General features: G+C 62.6%; 8 protein-coding genes. 4 read left to right on the top strand and 4 right to left on the bottom strand.

Annotation, left to right across the window (positions count from 1 at the left end):
- Positions 1-21: 21 nt before the first annotated feature.
- A complete protein-coding gene (locus tag ACVVH8_RS19590) occupies positions 22-294 on the bottom strand; it encodes a hypothetical protein (protein WP_475225765.1) in 273 nt (90 codons plus the stop codon).
- Positions 295-333: 39 nt separating this feature from the next.
- Positions 334-561, bottom strand: a complete 228-nt coding sequence (locus tag ACVVH8_RS19585; RefSeq protein ID WP_103307308.1) for a DUF6555 family protein — start codon at positions 559-561, stop codon at positions 334-336.
- A gap of 136 nt (positions 562-697) precedes the next feature.
- Between ACVVH8_RS19585 and ACVVH8_RS19580 the strand changes: the two genes are divergently transcribed.
- The 3 genes from ACVVH8_RS19580 (at position 698) to ACVVH8_RS19570 (ending at position 2,864) form a co-directional block, all read left to right on the top strand.
- Positions 698-1,471 carry an AraC family transcriptional regulator gene (locus ACVVH8_RS19580; RefSeq protein ID WP_103307307.1) on the top strand — a complete coding sequence of 258 codons (774 nt, stop codon included), beginning with the start codon at positions 698-700 and terminating at the stop codon, positions 1,469-1,471.
- A gap of 231 nt (positions 1,472-1,702) precedes the next feature.
- The gene (locus ACVVH8_RS19575) at positions 1,703-1,876 is read left to right on the top strand and encodes a DUF1427 family protein (RefSeq protein ID WP_007969534.1); all 174 of its coding nucleotides are present in this window, start codon (positions 1,703-1,705) and stop codon (positions 1,874-1,876) included.
- Between the two features lie 31 nt (positions 1,877-1,907).
- A complete protein-coding gene (locus tag ACVVH8_RS19570) occupies positions 1,908-2,864 on the top strand; it encodes a quinone oxidoreductase family protein (RefSeq protein ID WP_475225763.1) in 957 nt (318 codons plus the stop codon).
- A gap of 137 nt (positions 2,865-3,001) precedes the next feature.
- On the opposite strand, the gene ACVVH8_RS19565 is transcribed toward ACVVH8_RS19570, so the two are convergent.
- Both ACVVH8_RS19565 and ACVVH8_RS19560 read right to left on the bottom strand, forming a co-directional pair.
- On the bottom strand, positions 3,002-4,024 hold the full coding sequence (locus tag ACVVH8_RS19565; RefSeq protein ID WP_475225760.1) for a purine-nucleoside phosphorylase: 1,023 nt from the start codon (positions 4,022-4,024) through the stop codon (positions 3,002-3,004).
- Between the two features lie 15 nt (positions 4,025-4,039).
- Positions 4,040-4,999: a nucleoside-specific channel-forming protein Tsx gene (locus ACVVH8_RS19560; RefSeq protein ID WP_475225758.1), complete on the bottom strand. Its 960-nt coding sequence runs from the start codon at positions 4,997-4,999 to the stop codon at positions 4,040-4,042.
- A gap of 522 nt (positions 5,000-5,521) precedes the next feature.
- On the opposite strand from ACVVH8_RS19560, the gene ACVVH8_RS19555 reads away from it, so the two are divergent.
- Entirely contained in the window at positions 5,522-16,051 is a 10,530-nt protein-coding gene (locus tag ACVVH8_RS19555) for an autotransporter-associated beta strand repeat-containing protein (protein ID WP_475225755.1), read from the top strand.
- Positions 16,052-16,205 lie beyond the last annotated feature (154 nt).

The following is a 16,205-nucleotide window of genomic DNA, read 5'->3' as shown; positions in this document are numbered from 1 at the left end:
GGCATGCAAAAAAAGTGGAGCCTAATCAGGCTCCACTTCCAGTTTCAGACTCTCATCATCCAGCCGCTCGGCATGCCGCACAGTGCCTTGCAGCCGCCTGCCTTCAACCCACACCACCACGGTTTTCGCCTGGTCGAGGTTTTCCGGTAACGGTGCGGGCACCCGCAGGGCGAAACGATAAGGATCATCTTCGACCGCCTCCAGACCCACCCGACACTCCACGCTCTTGGTGATGCGCCCAAACAACGTGTCCAGGCCATATTCAAGTTGCGCCGGACTGCTGATGCTGGTCATTGTGCACTCCCCCGAATGATCCTGATGGCCACGCAGAGCTTAGCTTGCGGGTCGCCAGATAACATTTTCGACGCCGAATTTTTCCGCCATCGGTTTGCTGGTCTTCTGCACTTTTTCGCGGCCAAAGCGCGGGATTCGACCCACGCCCGCGTCGCAACTCGCCCAGTGCCACGCCTCGGCGTTGTCCATTTTGTCCGAGCGGATAATGAACGATTTGGGCGTGCCGTGAAGGGTGTATTCAATGACGAAAAGTTTTGCGTTGTTCATAAAGCCCGTATTCCTCCCTGTGGTAATAGAAGGATCGCAGCGCGCGTGGAAAATTCACTCGGATTGTCCGACGGTTTTCGCCATTGGCGACGAAATGGCGCACTGGTTACCATGGCGCTTCCGCCAACCCCAATGAATGCTCGCCATGGCCCTCGCCGCACCCCCCGATCTGAGTGACACCGATGTGCCCATGCAACCGCTGGCGCGAACCTATCCGCGTGGCCTGTTTATCGAGCCGCATGAGCATGTCTGGGGGCAGTTGTTGTATGCGATGAGCGGAGTGATGTGGGTCGAGACGCCGCACGAGGCATTGGTGGTGCCACCGCAGCGGGCGGTGTGGTTGCCGCCGGGTGTGCCGCACGGGATTCGCGTGGTGTCGGATCTGCAGATGCGCAATATCTACCTGCGCCCGGCGCTGGCGGCGACGCTGGATGAGACGGTGCAGGTCATTGAGGTCGGCGGGCTGTTGCGCGAATTGATCGTCGGGTTGGTGGAGCAGGGCGACAGTGGGGATCCGGCGTATTACGAGGCGTTGGTCGGGCTGGCGTTGCTGGAGTTGAAACGCGCCCGGCGTTCGCCGTTGAAGATTCCGCTGCCGGATGATTCCGATCGGCGCCTGATGAATCTTTGTCAGGCGGTGATCGCGTCACCGTCGCTGGCAATTCCCTTCGAACAGCACGCGGAAAACGCCGGCGCCAGCGTGCGCACGCTGGCGCGATTGTTCAAGGACAGTCTCGGCATGGGCTTCGCTGAATGGCGGCGGCAGGTGCAACTGGCGACGGCGGTGGCGGAGCTGATCCAGGGCGTGGCGGTGAGTGTGATTGCCCGTGAACTGGGTTATTCGCCGAGCAGTTTCAGCGACATGTTCCGCCGTGAGCTGGGCGTCGCCCCCTCGCAATTCACTGTGTAACGACGCTATTTCCTCAACCTGCACCGAATCTGTGGGAGCTGGCTTGCCAGCGATGGCGCCCGCACATCCAGCATTTTCGTGACAGACATACCGCTATCGCTGGCAAGCCAGCTCCCACAGGGTTTTCGCTGATTTCGGCAGATTTGGCCGAAATTCAGAAGTCCTTGGCCGATGCCTTTGCGGCCGATTCCCTAGACTCTGCCCATTCCCTTCACGCGGCAGAGTTCTCCCATGAACTACCTGATTTCTCTGGCCATCGGCCTCGGCGTCGGCCTGCTCTACGGCGCGTTGGATTTCCGTTCTCCAGCCCCTCCGGCAATCGCGCTGGTCGGTCTGCTCGGCATGTTGGCCGGTGAGCAGTTGTGGCCGATGGGCCGGCAACTGGTCGCGGGCTGGCTGTCCTGAGTTTTCTCTTTCCCATTCTGTGGATGTATCCATGAAAGCACTGCAATTCGATAAAACCGGCGACTTGTCTTCCCTGCGTTACGTCGAGGTGCCAACGCCGGTGCCGGGCGCCGATGAGGTGCTGGTGCAGATCAAGGCGGCGGGCCTGAACCCCAGCGACGTGAAAAACGTACTCGGGCGTTTCCCCTACACCACGTTGCCGCGGATTCCCGGTCGCGATTTCGCCGGTGTCGTGGTCGAAGGTCCGCAGGCCTTGATCGGCCAGGAAGTCTGGGGTACCGGGCGTGAATTGGGCTTTTTCGCCGACGGCTCCCATGCGCAATTCGTCAAACTGCCGGCCAACGGCGTGGCCCACAAACCGTCGCACCTGAGTTTCACCCAGGCCGCCAGCCTCGGCGTGCCGTACACCACGGCATGGGATGCGCTGGAACGTAGCCTCGTAACCGCTGAAACCCGCTTGCTGGTGATCGGTGGCGGTGCAGTGGCCACGGCAGCCTTGGCGCTGGCCAAAGTGCGCGGCGCGCAGTTGCTGGCAGCGGCGCGCCGGCCCGAACAAGTCAAAGACTTGCAGGCGCAGGGTTATCAGACGATTCAACTGGATAAACCCGAAGACCTCGGCGCGCAGGTCAACGCGGTATATCGCGGCGGTGCGGATGTGATCTTCGACACTACCGGTTTCTGGTTGCCGGCCTCGGTGGCGGCATTGGCCACATTCGGTCGCATCGCGATCATCGCTGCGCCGGTGGATGGCCACGTGCAGTTGCCGGCACTGGCGCTGTACCGCAAGGGCGGTTCGGTGGTCGGGATCAACTCGCTGCTGTACGGCGTCGAAGCCTGTGCGGTGATGCTGGAACAGTTCGGGCGATTCTTCGATGAAGGCCTGCTGCCGTTGCCGCAAGGCCTGGTCGAAGCACCGCTGGCCGAAGGCTTACAGCGTTATGCCGATGTGAATCAGGGCAGCGGCGACAAAGTCATCCTCATTCCCTGATACACCTTAATCTCCTCAACACCCCGCAACCTGTGGGAGCTGGCTTGCCAGCGATAGCGTCAATTCAGGCAATCTCCTCTGCGCCTGATCCACCGCCATCGCTGGCAAGCCAGCTCCCACAGGGATCCGCGTTGTTCTTAAGAGGCAGGAACGCCGTTTTCCCATGCCGACCAGTTCTTGAGGATGTCCTGCACCAGCGGATTACCCGTGCGATAGAGGTTTTCCAGCGCCGGCACAAAACCGCCCTGATCGGCGTACTTGAGCAAATTATCGACTTCACTCCCGCCCGGTTCAGGACGGTCGAAATCGGAACCGGCGCGCACCACTGCGAGGCGTTGCACATCCACCAGACCCTCACGACTGGCGCGTAACAGCGCTTCGTATGTCGAGTTGTCTTCCTGTTGGGTCGTGCAGTATTCACCCTTGTTGTCGGTGAGCAGTCGGGTCCAGACTTCGGCCCGTTCGCTCAGGCGTGTGCCGGAGAACCAGGTGTTGCCAGCCAATGTGTCGCAGCGGGTGACCACCGGTGGCTGGTTGGCTGGCGCTGACGGGTATCTCAGGCGCCACGCCGCCGATTCCTTGCTCTCGCTCAGTTTGACCTTGTGGCTCAGGGCGAAGGCCTTGGCCTGCAGTTTCGGGTTGAGTTCGAAGACTTCGGTCTTGTAGTCCAGCGGCGGTTTTTCGTTGGGGCCTTTGGTGTTGATGCCCAGGTATCCGGTCGGCCAACTCGACGGCGCGTCACGGGAATCCAGCTCCCATTGTGTGCCGAACTCCACCAGATAATGCGCCCACGCAGCGGTGCCGATGGTCCCGTGCTTCGGGCTGATCCCGGCGATACCCGCGATCAGGAAGTAGCTTTTGCGCAGATCGAATTTCGGCGACAGGGCCAGGGCCAGGGTCGAGGCGGCAGCGTTGGTCTGGCCCATGCCGGTGGTCAGCAGGCATACCTGCTGCGTGTTGCAGCGAATGGACGGGTACTCGGCGGACAGCCCCGGTACGCGGACTTCCTGCTTGAGCTCAAGGCGATCAATCCAGTGCTGCGCCTCGGGGGCGAACATGGTGATCAGCACGACTTTCGGCTGGATCGGCGCTTCGACCGCCCATGCGGTAGAAGAGAGCAGGGCTGCACCGGCCAGGGTCAAACGCATCATTGCTTGCATGAAAATCTCCTTGATTCAGAACTGATAACCGACGCCCGCGTAGTAACCCCAACCATTCGAGCGCGCGCGGAAATTGCCGTCGCCGAAGTTCAGCTCGCTGCCGTCCTCCCAGTTGCCGCCGTTGTGGAAATAGCGCCCGACCAGGGTGAAGCGCAAATGGGTGAACGAGTAGAGCAACACGTTGGTCGCCACCGTCGCGTTGGCGGTGCGCGCCGGGTTGTCCTTGTGGATGTCGGAGCCGAAATCGAAGTTGGTGAAGCCGATGTAGGTCAGCGATGCGCCGTTGCTGAATTTGTCGATCGGCACGATGTATTTGAGCTGGGCACGGTAGCCGTCCCACGAATATTCATTGCTCGCGCCGTAGTTTTCCCACTGGTAGCGCCCGTACAGGTTGGCCGACAGGTTGACCCGCGAATGGGTGTCGATGTCAGTGCCGAAGCCGCTGTACAGGGTATTGGCGCGGTTCTCCTTGCGGCTGCCGTGGTCGTAGATCCAGTCGAACGCGACGTACCATTCCTTGAACGGGCCAATAGCCAGGCTGCGGCCAGCGAGGTAGTCGATGGAAATGCGCGGCTCGTGCTCCATGAACACCGGCGAGCCGTGATCCCACACGCCTTTGTCGTGGCTGTTGCCGATGTTGAAGATCTTCGGGATGTCGATGTAGCCGTACAGTTCGAACGGCCCCTTGCGGCCGAAGTACTCGTATTCCAGGTAGATATCGTCGGCCGGCTGCGGGCCGAAGCTGATGTCTTTGCTGCCGATCAGCATCAAGTCCTGGTTGTACCAGTCCGACAGGTACGCGCCTTTTTTCGGTGGACTGGCTTCGGGGCTGAGGGCTTCGCCTTGAGCGGACTCTTGCGGCAATGCGGGTTGGGCGAGGGCGCTGTGGCTGAGAAGTCCGGTAACGCCGGTCAGTAGCATGGAAACAGCAAACGTGCGCGCTAACGGGGCGCAAAGCGAGGAAGCGGGGCGCATTCAAAGTCCTTTTTTGCGGATCGAGGCCCGAATTCTGCGGACCTGTAGGGGGTTGTCGGGAAAATGCCGGGATTGACGCTTCGCAAACGTTTGCACAAGCCGTACCAATGTTTTCAATTCGCTGATATTTCGTCGATTTCAACGATTTTTCTGACAGAACGATCACATTTTTCAAAAGCGCAAAAAATGCCGGCGGGTATGACTCCTGTGGCGAGGGGATTTATCCCCGATGGGGCGCGTAGCGGCCCTTGAAAGCGGGGCCTGCTGCGCGTCCATCGGGGATAAATTCCCTCGCCACAAAAGCCATGTCAGGCCCGTCGGTACGGGCTGAAACGCTTATTCCAGACGGGCCTAGTATTAAAGTATTAACACCATTTAATCCGTGCCCCAATGCTGGGCGTCTACTAGCTTTGTCCCCAATCAACGGTTTTGTGATGACCGTCGAAGTCTTGAGTCGCGTGTGGAATAAGCAGCGGTTCACACGCTTTCAAGGAAGAAATTGGCCACGACAAGGAGTAGCCCGTGGAAGCAAGGTTCGGTGTCGCCCTCGTATCGCGTTTTTCTCCTCTTTCCCTTGCTGTGCACTTGAGCGTCGCCGGGCTTCTGTTCGGCGGGGTCAGCGAGCAGGCGTTTGCGACCTGCTCGGCGGCGGGCTCGACGATTACCTGTTCGGGCGTCCCGACGCTGCCGCTGTTTCTCAATGATTACAGCAGTGCCACCAGCGGCCTGACGGTCAACGTCGCCTCCGGCGCGCAAATGAATGCGACGCTGGGCAGCAAGGTCATCAACCTGACCGGGGCCAATATCAACCTGAACAACTCCGGCACTCTCGACCCGGCCTTGCTGGGCCTGGTTTCGATCCTCAGTGGCGGCGCATTCATCGGCACCGGCGCGACCAGCACGGTGAGCATCGTCAACAACACTACCGGGCTCATTCGCGGCACCGGCATGTTGCTCGGCCTCAACCTGACCAGCATCAACGGTCTGGGGATTGGCGTGAACAACGCGGTATCGGGCACCACGACCATTACCAACGACGGCACGATTACCTCGACCGGGCTGTCGGTCGGCGGGATCACCCTGGCCGATACGCCAGTGGTCGGGGTGTATGGCGGTTCGCAAGTCAATATGACCAACAATGCCAGCGGTACGATCAACGGCCGGATCGCGTTCGAGACGTCGGTGGCGGGCAACACGTTCACCAACGCCGGTAACATCACCGGCGGCGTGTCGATGGGCGCGGGCAGTACCAACACCTTCTACGCGATCACCGGTTCCAGCGTTAACGTCGGTGACGGCGTGCAAGTGTCCGTCGGCCTTGGTGGCCTGATCGGCATCAACCTGACCTTCGCCCCGACCGGGACGATCGATGGCGGCGCGGCTGGCACCAACACGCTGATCCTGCAAAACCCGATCGGCCTTGGCGGTGGCACCACCGGGACCGGTACGGCGTCCAGCGCGACCTACGTCAACTTCAACAACCTGACCCTCAACAGCGGCACCTGGACCTTGCAGGGACCACTGGTCAGCGGCGCGACCACGCTCAATGGCGGTGTTGCACAGTTCAACGATAACGCGGCATTCGGTAGCGGTGTGCTGACGTCCAACGGCGGGATTCTCCAGGCCAGTAACGCCGGATTGTCGCTGGCCAACCAGATTAACCTCGGTGCCGGCGGCCTGACCCTGCAGGGCATCAACGGCACGACCCTGAACGGTGTGATTTCCGGTACGGGCGGCCTGACCAAAATTGGCAGCGGCCAGCTCAACCTCAACGGCATCAACACTTACAGCGGCAACACCGTGCTCAACGGCGGTGTGGTGCTGGTGGGCAACAATCAGGCGTTCAGCAATGGCGGCATCACCGTTGGCGGCTCCTCGAGCATTTCGGCGACGGCGCCGATTTCGCTGGCTAACGCGATCACTCTCAACAGCACCCTGACCGCGACCGGCACCGGTGCGCTGACCCTAGGTGGGGTGATCAGTGGCGCCGCCAACCTGACCAAAACCGGCAGTGGTAGCCTGACCCTCAACGGCATCAACACCTACACCGGGATTACCAGCCTCAGCGCCGGCACCTTGCGTGTCGGCAATAACAACGCGTTGGGCACTGGCGTGCTCAACACCAGCACCGGCACCAGCCTCGACAGCACCGGCAACGTGACCCTGGCCAACAACGTCGGCGTCACCGGTGCGTTGAACGTGCTCGGCAGCAATGCGCTGACTCTGGCCGGCATCGTCTCCGGCACCGGCGCGATCACCAAAAGCGGCAGCGCGAGCCTGACCCTGACCGGCAACAACACCAACAGTGGCACCACTGCGCTCAACGGCGGCAGCTTGCTCGTCGGCAGCAACACCGCACTCGGCACAGGCGCGCTGAATGCGGCGAACGGCACCACGCTGGATGCGACCACGGCGGTAACGCTGGCGAATGCTGTCGCACTGGCGGGAGGGGTGACCATCGGCGGCACTCAGGCATTGGGTCTGGGCGGTGTCGTCAGTGGCACCGGCAACCTGCTCAAAACCGGCACGGCCAACCTGACCCTCAGTGGCAACAACACCTTCTCTGGCGGTACAGCGCTGAATAACGGCACGCTGATCGTCGGCTCCAACACCGCGCTCGGTACCGGTGCACTGACTACGGCGGCGGGCACTACCCTTGATGCCAGCACCACCGTGGCGCTGAGCAACGCCGTCGCCCTCGGTGGCAATCTGAACGTCGCCGGCAACGCCAATCTGACCCTCGGCGGTGTGGTCAGCGGCAGCGGCGGTTTGACCAAGAACGGCGCGGCCAACCTGATTCTCAACGGTGCCAACACCTTCCTCGGCGGCACCACCCTGAACGCCGGCACCCTGACCGTCGGTAACGCCGCCGCACTGGGCAGCGGCAGCCTGAATGTCGCCAGTGCCGCGACCCTCGACAGCAACACCTCGGTCATCCTCAACAACAACGTTGCGCTCAACGGCAACCTGGCCATTGGCGGCAGCAACGACATGATCCTGGGCGGCGTGCTCAGCGGTGCCAGTCAGTTGATCAAGAACGGCACCGCCAACCTGACACTCAATGGCGCCAACACCTTCACCGGCGGCACGGCGCTCAATGCCGGCAGCCTCACCGTCGGCAATGACGCCGCGCTCGGCACTGGCACGCTGACCGTCGGTGGTGCGGGCGGCACGCTCAACAGCAGCGCCGACGTAACGCTGAACAATGCGATTGCCCTTAACGCCAACCTTACGGCGGGCGGCACCAATCCGTTGACCCTTGGTGGCGTCATCAGTGGCGCGAGCAGCCTGATCAAGACCGGCGCCTCGACCCTGACTCTTACGGGCAACAACACCTACACCGGTGCCACGTCGCTGAATGCGGGAACACTGATCGTCGGTTCCAGCACCGCCCTCGGCACCGGTGTCGTCAATGCGGCGAACGGCACTACGCTGGACGCTTCCACCGCAACAAGCCTGGCCAACAACGTCAACCTCGGCGGTAACTTGACCATTGGTGGCAGCAACGCGCTGACCCTCAGCGGTGTGGTCGCCGGCGTCGGCGGTCTGACCAAAAACGGTCCCGCCGACCTGATCCTCAACGGCGCCAACACCTACTTCGGCAACACCGCACTCAACGTCGGCAAACTGATTGTCGGCAGCAATACCGCAATCGGCAGCGGCGCATTGAACGCAGCAGCTGGCACTACGCTGGACACCAACACCGCCGTCACCCTGGGCAATCAGGTCAACCTCGCCGGCGCGCTCAATGTCGGTGGCAGTGCGGATCTGACCCTTACCGGTACCGTCGCCGGTGCCGGCAGCCTGGTGAAAAACGGTGCGGCCAATCTCAATCTGAATGGCACCAATACCTACGTCGGCGGCACCACGCTTAACGCCGGTACGGTGACAGTCGGCAACAGTTCGGCACTCGGTACCGGTGCCTTGACGGTTGGCGGCGCAGCAACGCTCGACAGCAGTTCGCCGCTGGCCAGTCTGGCCAACGCGGTGGTGCTCAATGCGGCACTGAGCGTCGGCGGCACGCAGGACCTGACCCTCGGCGGTGTGATCAGCGGCGCTGGTCAGTTGATCAAGAACGGTGCGGCCAACCTGACCGTTAACGGTACCAACACCTATAGCGGTGGCACCACACTCAACGCGGGCACGCTGACCCTCGGGGCGCCCGGTTCGCTGGGCAGCGGCGGCTTGACCGTCGGCGGCGCCGCGACGCTGGATAACAGCACCGGGATGACCGTCGGTAACAACATCACCCTCAACGCCGGCCTGACCCTGGCCGGCAGCAACACCCTGGACCTCAGCGGTGTGATTGATGGCGCCGGCAGCCTGACCAAGGATGGCCTTGGCGATCTGACGCTCAGCGGCAACAACACTTTCACCGGCGCGCTGAACATCGCCTCCGGCAGCCTTACCACCGTGAGCAGTGGGGCGCTGGGCAATACCTCCGGCGCCAACATCAGCGCTGGTGCCAGTCTCTATCTCAACAGCAGCGCCAGCCTCAACGGGCTGAGCGGTAGCGGCAGTGTGCAACTCGCCGGCGGTAATACTCTGACCGTGGGCGGTGTGAGCGATACCAGCACCTTCGACGGCGACCTCGGTGGCAGCGGTGCGTTGACCAAAGTCGGCACCGGCACGCTGAACCTCACCGGCATCAACGGCATTACCGGCAACACCAACGTCAACGGCGGTACGCTGAATCTCACCGGTTCACTCGCCAGCACCCAGCTCAACGTCAACAACGGCGCCACCCTCACAGGTACCGGTTCGGCGCTTGGCTTCATCACCATCAACAGCGGTGGTCATCTGGCGCTGTCCTCGGGCAATACCCTGTCAACCTCGTCGCTGATCCTCACGGCCAACAGTAATGTCGACGCAAGCCTCGCCACGCCATCGACCACTTCGCTGATGAACATTGGCGGCAACCTGACCCTCGACGGCAATCTCAACGTCACCGATGCCGGCGGTTTCGGTGTCGGGGTCTACCGCTTGTTCAACTACATCGGTGCGCTGACCGACAACGGTCTGACCGTGGCCGGTGTGCCGGTGGGCTACGGCCTCGGCGACATCCTCGTGCAGACCCTGGGCAATCAAATCAACCTGGTGGTGTCGGCGCCGAACACCAACCTGCGTTTCTGGGACGGCAGCCAGACAATTCCCAACGGCACAGTGGATGGCGGCAGCGGTACATGGAATGCCGGCGGCACCAACTGGACCAATTCCAACGGCACGCTGAACCAGACCTGGGCCGGCGACTTCGCGGTGTTCCAGGGCACGGCCGGTACGGTGTCGGTCAACGGCACGCAACTGTTCACCGGGATGCAATTCCTCACCGATGGCTACAATGTGGTGAACGGCACGGCGGGGCTGCTCACTGCGGTCAACGGCACGGGCGGCACCACGGCGATGCGCGTTGATCCGGGCGTGACCGCCACGGTCGGTGTAAACATCGACGGAAGCGGCATCCTCAGCAAACTCGACGCGGGCACCTTGGTGCTTAACGGCGCCAACAGTTACAGCGGTGGGACGCAACTGGATGGCGGTACGCTGGTGGTCGGCAGCAACACCGCGCTGGGCACTGGCGCGTTGATCGCCAATGCCGGTACGCAACTGGACAGCAACACCGCCGTGACACTGGCCAACGCGGCCACCCTGAACGGCAATCTGACCGTGCTCGGCAGCAACGCCTTGACCCTTAACGGTGTCATTTCCGGCACCGGCGGCTTGATCAAGAACGGTTCAGCCAACCTGACCCTCGGCGGCAATAACGCCTTCCTCGGGCCGGTAGCACTGAACGCGGGTGGACTGATTCTGGCGTCGAACTCGGCACTGGGTTCCGGCACATTGAACGCGGCGAATGGCACCACGCTGGATGCCAGCGGCGTCGTCAGTGTGAACAACGCGATCAATCTGGCGGGCAACCTCGGCATCGTCGGCAGCAACGATCTGACGTTGAGCGGGGCCATCAACGGCGCCGGCAGCCTGACCAAGAATGGCGCGGCCAACCTGATCCTGTCCGGGGCCAACAACTTCCTCGGCGGCGTTACCCTGAATGCCGGCACCCTGACCGCTGGCAGCAACGGCGCTCTCGGTCTGGGCAACCTGACCGTGGCCGGTGCTTCGGCACTGGACAGCAGCAGTGCGGTGTCCCTTGGCAATAACGTGGTTCTCAACGCCAACTTGACCAACACCGGCGATAACAACCTGACTCTCGCCGGTGTGGTCAGCGGTGCTGGCGGACTGGTCAAGAACGGCGCGTCGAACCTGACGCTCAACGGCATCAATACTTACTCGGGCGGCACCACGCTGAACGCCGGCACACTGACGCTCGGTACGGGCTCCGCGCTGGGTTCCGGCGCACTGACCGTAGCGGGTGCAGCGTCCCTCGACAACGCCGCACCGCTGGCGCTGGCCAACAACCTCAACGTCAATGCCAATCTGAGCCTCACAGGTAACAGTGGCCTGACGCTGGGCGGTGTGATCGCCGGCGCTGGTACGTTGACCAAGAACGGTCTGGCGGTCCTGACGCTCAGCGGCAATAACACGTTCAGCGGTCTGATCGATGTTGTGGCCGGCAGCCTGAACACCGTCGGCAGCACCGCGCTGGGCAATAACGCCAGCGTCAATCTCGCCGCCGGTACCACGCTCAACATCGGCGATTCGACCAGCATCGGCAGCCTGACCGGTGACGGTACGGTTGGCATCGGTGACTTTGACATCCTGAGCATCGGAGGCAACAACCAGAGCAGCACATTCGCTGGCGTCCTCAGGGATGGCATCGATCCGGGCGGTTTGACCAAGCTCGGTAGCGGCACATTGACCCTGACCGGCAACAACACCCTCACTGGTGACACCAACGTCAACGCCGGCACCTTGCAAGTCAACGGTTCACTGGCCAGCGGCAATGTACTGGTCAACAGCGGCGGCACCCTCGGTGGCGGCGGCACGCTGACCGGAGCCGTGACCGTGGCCGATGGCGGGCATCTGGCCGGGCTCACTGGCAGCACCTTGTCGGTGAATTCGCTGGTGTTCAACGGCAACTCCAACTTCGATGTCGGCCTCGGCACCCCGGTGTCTGGTGGCGGCAATGCGTTGGTGAATGTCGGCGGCAATCTGACCCTCGACGGCACGCTGAATGTCAGCGACATCGGCGGTTTCGGCAGCGGCGTGTATCGGCTGATCAACTACACCGGTGGCCTCACCGACAACGGCATGCTGATCGGCACGGTACCGGGCAGCGTCACCCCGGGCGACCTGACCCTGCAAACCGCGCTGGCCAACCAGATCAATCTGCTGGTTACCGCACCGGGCGTTACTGTGCAATTCTGGGACGGCAATCAACTGATCGCCAACGGTTCGGTGGACGGCGGCAGTGGCACCTGGGGCACCGGCACCACCAACTGGACCGACGTCAACGGCACCACCAATCAGGCCTGGACCAACAACTTCGCAGTGTTCCAGGGCACGGCGGGCACGGTCACGGTCAACGGCGCGCAAACCATCACCGGCATGCAGTTCGTCACCGATGGCTACAGCCTGCAAAACGGCACGGCGGGGTCGCTGAATCTGGTCAACGGTTCGCTGGGTAACGCCTCGGTGCGCGTCGATCCGAACACAACGGCGACCATCGGTGTGGCACTCAACGGCGCCGGCACCCTCGGCAAATACGACACCGGCACGCTGGTGCTCAACGCCGCCAACGGTTACACCGGCGGCACCGCGCTCAATGGCGGCAAGATTGTGGTCGGCAACAACGCGGCGCTCGGCACTGGCGTGTTGACGGCGGCCAACGGCACCGCGCTGGACAGCAACACCGCCGTCAGCCTCGGCAACGACGTGGTCCTCAACGGTGGCCTGAACGTTGCCGGCTCCAATGCCTTGACCCTCGGCGGCGTGGTCAGCGGCAGCGGCAGTCTGATCAAGACCGGCGCTTCCAGCCTGACCCTCAACGGCAGCAACACCTACAGCGGCGGCACCCAACTGGGGGGAGGCACGCTGATCCTCGGCAATAACAGCGCACTGAGCAGCGGTGCGTTGAGTGTGAGCGGCAACGGCAGCCTCGACAGTGCCTCGGCGCTGCAACTGGCCAACGCCATCAACCTCGGCGCGCAACTGACGCTCGCCGGTAACCAGAACACCACCCTGATCGGCGCGATTACCGGCAGCGGCAGTCTGCTGAAAAACGGCACGGGTGATCTGGTGCTCAGCGGCGCGAATACCTACAGCGGTGGCACCACGCTGAACGGCGGCAGCACGCGCGGCGACACCAGCAGCCTGCAAGGCGCAATCGTCAACAACGCGGCGCTGACCTTCGAGCAGAACGCTGACGGCAGCTACACCGGCAACCTCACCGGTAGCGGCACGCTGAACAAAACCGGCAGCGGTCAATTGCTGTTGACCGGCAACAATACGTTCACCGGCAACACGTCGGTGCAGGCCGGCAATCTGCTCGTCAACGGTGTACTCAACAGCGCCAACGTCAACGTCGCCAGCGGTGCGAAAATCGGTGGCGGCGGTCAGTTCGGCGGGGCGGTGCGACTGGCCGACGGCGCGACCTTGCTCGGTGGCGGCACGGCGACGCCGTTGTCGGTCGGTTCGCTGGCGTTGTCCTCGGGCACGAATCTTGACTTCAGTCTCGGCTCGGCGGCCAGCTCCACCACAGTGGTCAACGTCGCTGGCAACCTGACCCTCGACGGCACGCTGAACATCAGCAACGCCGGCGGCTTCGGCACCGGGGTCTACCAACTGTTCAGCTACGGCGGCAGCCTGACTGACAACGGGCTGGTTTACGGCAGCCTGCCGGTGTCGACGGCCAATCTGACCCTGCAAACCGCCATCGCCAACCAGATCAATCTGCTGGTGCAAGGCACGCCGGGAGAGGTGCAGTTCTGGAACGGCGGCACCACCAATCCTGATGGCAGCATCGATGGTGGTAGCGGTGTGTGGGGGCCGAATACCAACTGGACCGATCCGAGCGGCACGCAAGCGTTGGCCTCCAACGGTCAGTTCGCCGTATTTGGCGGGCAGAGCGGCACGGTGACTGTGCAGGGCAATCAGAACTTCACCGGCCTGCAATTCCTCACCAGCGGCTACAGCCTGGTGCCAGGGGCGGGCGGCACCCTGACGCCGGTCAACGGTGCTGACGGCAGCCTTGCGCCGGTGCGCGTCAACGCCGGGGCCAGTGCGGAGATTTCCACACCACTGGTCGGGACTGGCGGCATCGAAAAACTCGACGCCGGCACCCTGGTGCTGAGCGGCGCCAACACCTACAGCGGTGGCACCACGGTCAGCGGCGGTACGCTGATCGGCAACACCACCAGCCTGCAAGGCAACATCCTCAACAACGCTTCGCTGGTGTTCCAGCAGAACGCCAATGGCCAGTTCAACGGTTCGCTGCGTGGACTGGGCGCAATGCTTAAACGTGGCGCCGGGACATTGCTGTTGACCGGTGACAATCCATTCAGCGGCACCGTGTCGGTGGATCAAGGCGTGCTGCAAGTCGGCAGCCGCGCCGCGCGAGCTTCGTTGGGTGGGCAAGTCACCGTGGCCAACGGCGCCGGTCTGAGCGGTAACGGCAGCGTCGGTTCGCTGGTCAACCACGGTGTGGTGGCTTCGGGGGCCGAGGCTGGCACTCTGAGCGTGGCCGGCAACCTGACCAATGCCGCCGACGGTGTGCTGGCGTTGACCATCAGTTCGCCAACCGCGACACCGTTGGCGGTCGGCGGTACCGCAGCGCTAGGCGGTGGTTTGCAGGTCAATTCGCTGGCACCGTTCACTGGCAATGCCGTGTACTCGCTGATCACGGCGGGTGGCGGTGTCACCGGTACCTTCAGCAGCGCCGATCTGCCGCAGTATGCCTTCCTCGACAGCTCGCTGGTTTACGGTGCCGATTCGGTGACCCTGGCCGTCAGCCGCAACGACAACTCGTTCGCCGATGTCGCTGCGACCGGCAACCAGAGCGCTACCGCTTCGGCGTTGTCGCGTAACGGTGCAGCGGGTACGGCGTTGCAGAACCAGATCGTCAACCTCAGTGTGGCCGGTGCGCGCAGTGCCTTCGACAGCCTGTCCGGCGAAATCCACGCCAGCACCGCCAGCGCGATTCTCGAAGATTCGCGTTACGTGCGCGAAGCCGTCAACGATCGCATGCGCCAGCCTTCGTGCAGCGCGCCGGATGATCCACGCCGTGCCCTGGCACCCAGTGACAACCAGTTGAGCAGCAACGGTTGCCACGGCGAAATGGTCGGCTGGGCGCGTGCACTCGGCGCCTGGGGTGAATCGGATGGCGACAGCAACAGCGCCAAACTCGATCGCAACCTCAGCGGCTTCCTGCTCGGCACCGACAAGCAGATCGATGACCAATGGCGCGTGGGCATGGCCGCCGGCTACACCCGCAGCGATCTCGACGCCCATGATCGTCGCTCGGATGCCACGGTCGAAAGCTACCACCTGGCGGCGTACCTCAACTCGCAGTTCGATGCACTGGCCGTGCGCCTCGGCGCGGCTTACAGCTGGCACGACATCGAGACCAAACGCGACGTCAGCGTCGGTACTTACAACGATCGCTTGAAAGCCAACTACGACGCACGCAGCGCACAGGTCTTCGGCGAAGTCGGTTACACCATTGACGCCGCCGGTATCGCTCTGGAGCCGTTCGCCGGTCTGGCCTACGTCAACTACGACACCGACAAGGCCAAGGAAAAGGGCGGAGTAGGGCGCCTGAAGGCCGATGCCGATCAGGACATCACCTTCTCGACCCTCGGCCTGCGCGCCGGCAAAGTCATCACCCTGAGCAACGGCGGGCAATTTACCCCGCGCGCGGCTGTGGGCTGGCGGCATGCGTTCGGCGACACCAAGCCTGACGCCGACCTGACCTTCATCGACGGCGGCGCCTCGTTCAGCACTCAAGGTGTGCCGATTGCCAAGGACAGCGCCATCGTTGAAGCGGGCGTGGACTTCCAGATCAGCCCGACCGGCAAGCTCGGGGTCGGCTATTCGGGGCAACTGTCGAACGACAACAACGATCACGCGATGACCATCAGCTTCAGCCTTGGCTTCTGAATTAGGGTCGAAGCACTTTTAGCCGCCCGCGAGGGCGGTTTTTTTTTGCCGGAGCAAAGGTCTCAGTAACTTCTGTAGGAAATTCGTTTTGGAACCGTCCGCTTTTTCCCAAATGGAAACGCCCTACATCAAACATCGATTCATCTGACTTCAC

Source organism: Pseudomonas trutticola BRTCR10 (assembly GCF_056155105.1).
Note: the sequence above shows the minus strand (reverse complement) of the source record. Positions and strands in the feature narration are given on the sequence as shown.

Excerpts from the sequence above, each read along its gene's own strand:
- ACVVH8_RS19585 (WP_103307308.1), bottom strand. The coding sequence starts at position 561 with ATGAACAACGCAAAACTTTTCGTCATTGAATACACCCTTCACGGCACG.
- ACVVH8_RS19590 (WP_475225765.1), bottom strand. The coding sequence starts at position 294 with ATGACCAGCATCAGCAGTCCGGCGCAACTTGAATATGGCCTGGACACG.
- ACVVH8_RS19570 (WP_475225763.1), top strand. The coding sequence starts at position 1,908 with ATGAAAGCACTGCAATTCGATAAAACCGGCGACTTGTCTTCCCTGCGT.
- ACVVH8_RS19580 (WP_103307307.1), top strand. The coding sequence starts at position 698 with ATGCTCGCCATGGCCCTCGCCGCACCCCCCGATCTGAGTGACACCGAT.
- ACVVH8_RS19565 (WP_475225760.1), bottom strand. The coding sequence starts at position 4,024 with ATGCAAGCAATGATGCGTTTGACCCTGGCCGGTGCAGCCCTGCTCTCT.
- ACVVH8_RS19575 (WP_007969534.1), top strand. The coding sequence starts at position 1,703 with ATGAACTACCTGATTTCTCTGGCCATCGGCCTCGGCGTCGGCCTGCTC.
- ACVVH8_RS19560 (WP_475225758.1), bottom strand. The coding sequence starts at position 4,999 with ATGCGCCCCGCTTCCTCGCTTTGCGCCCCGTTAGCGCGCACGTTTGCT.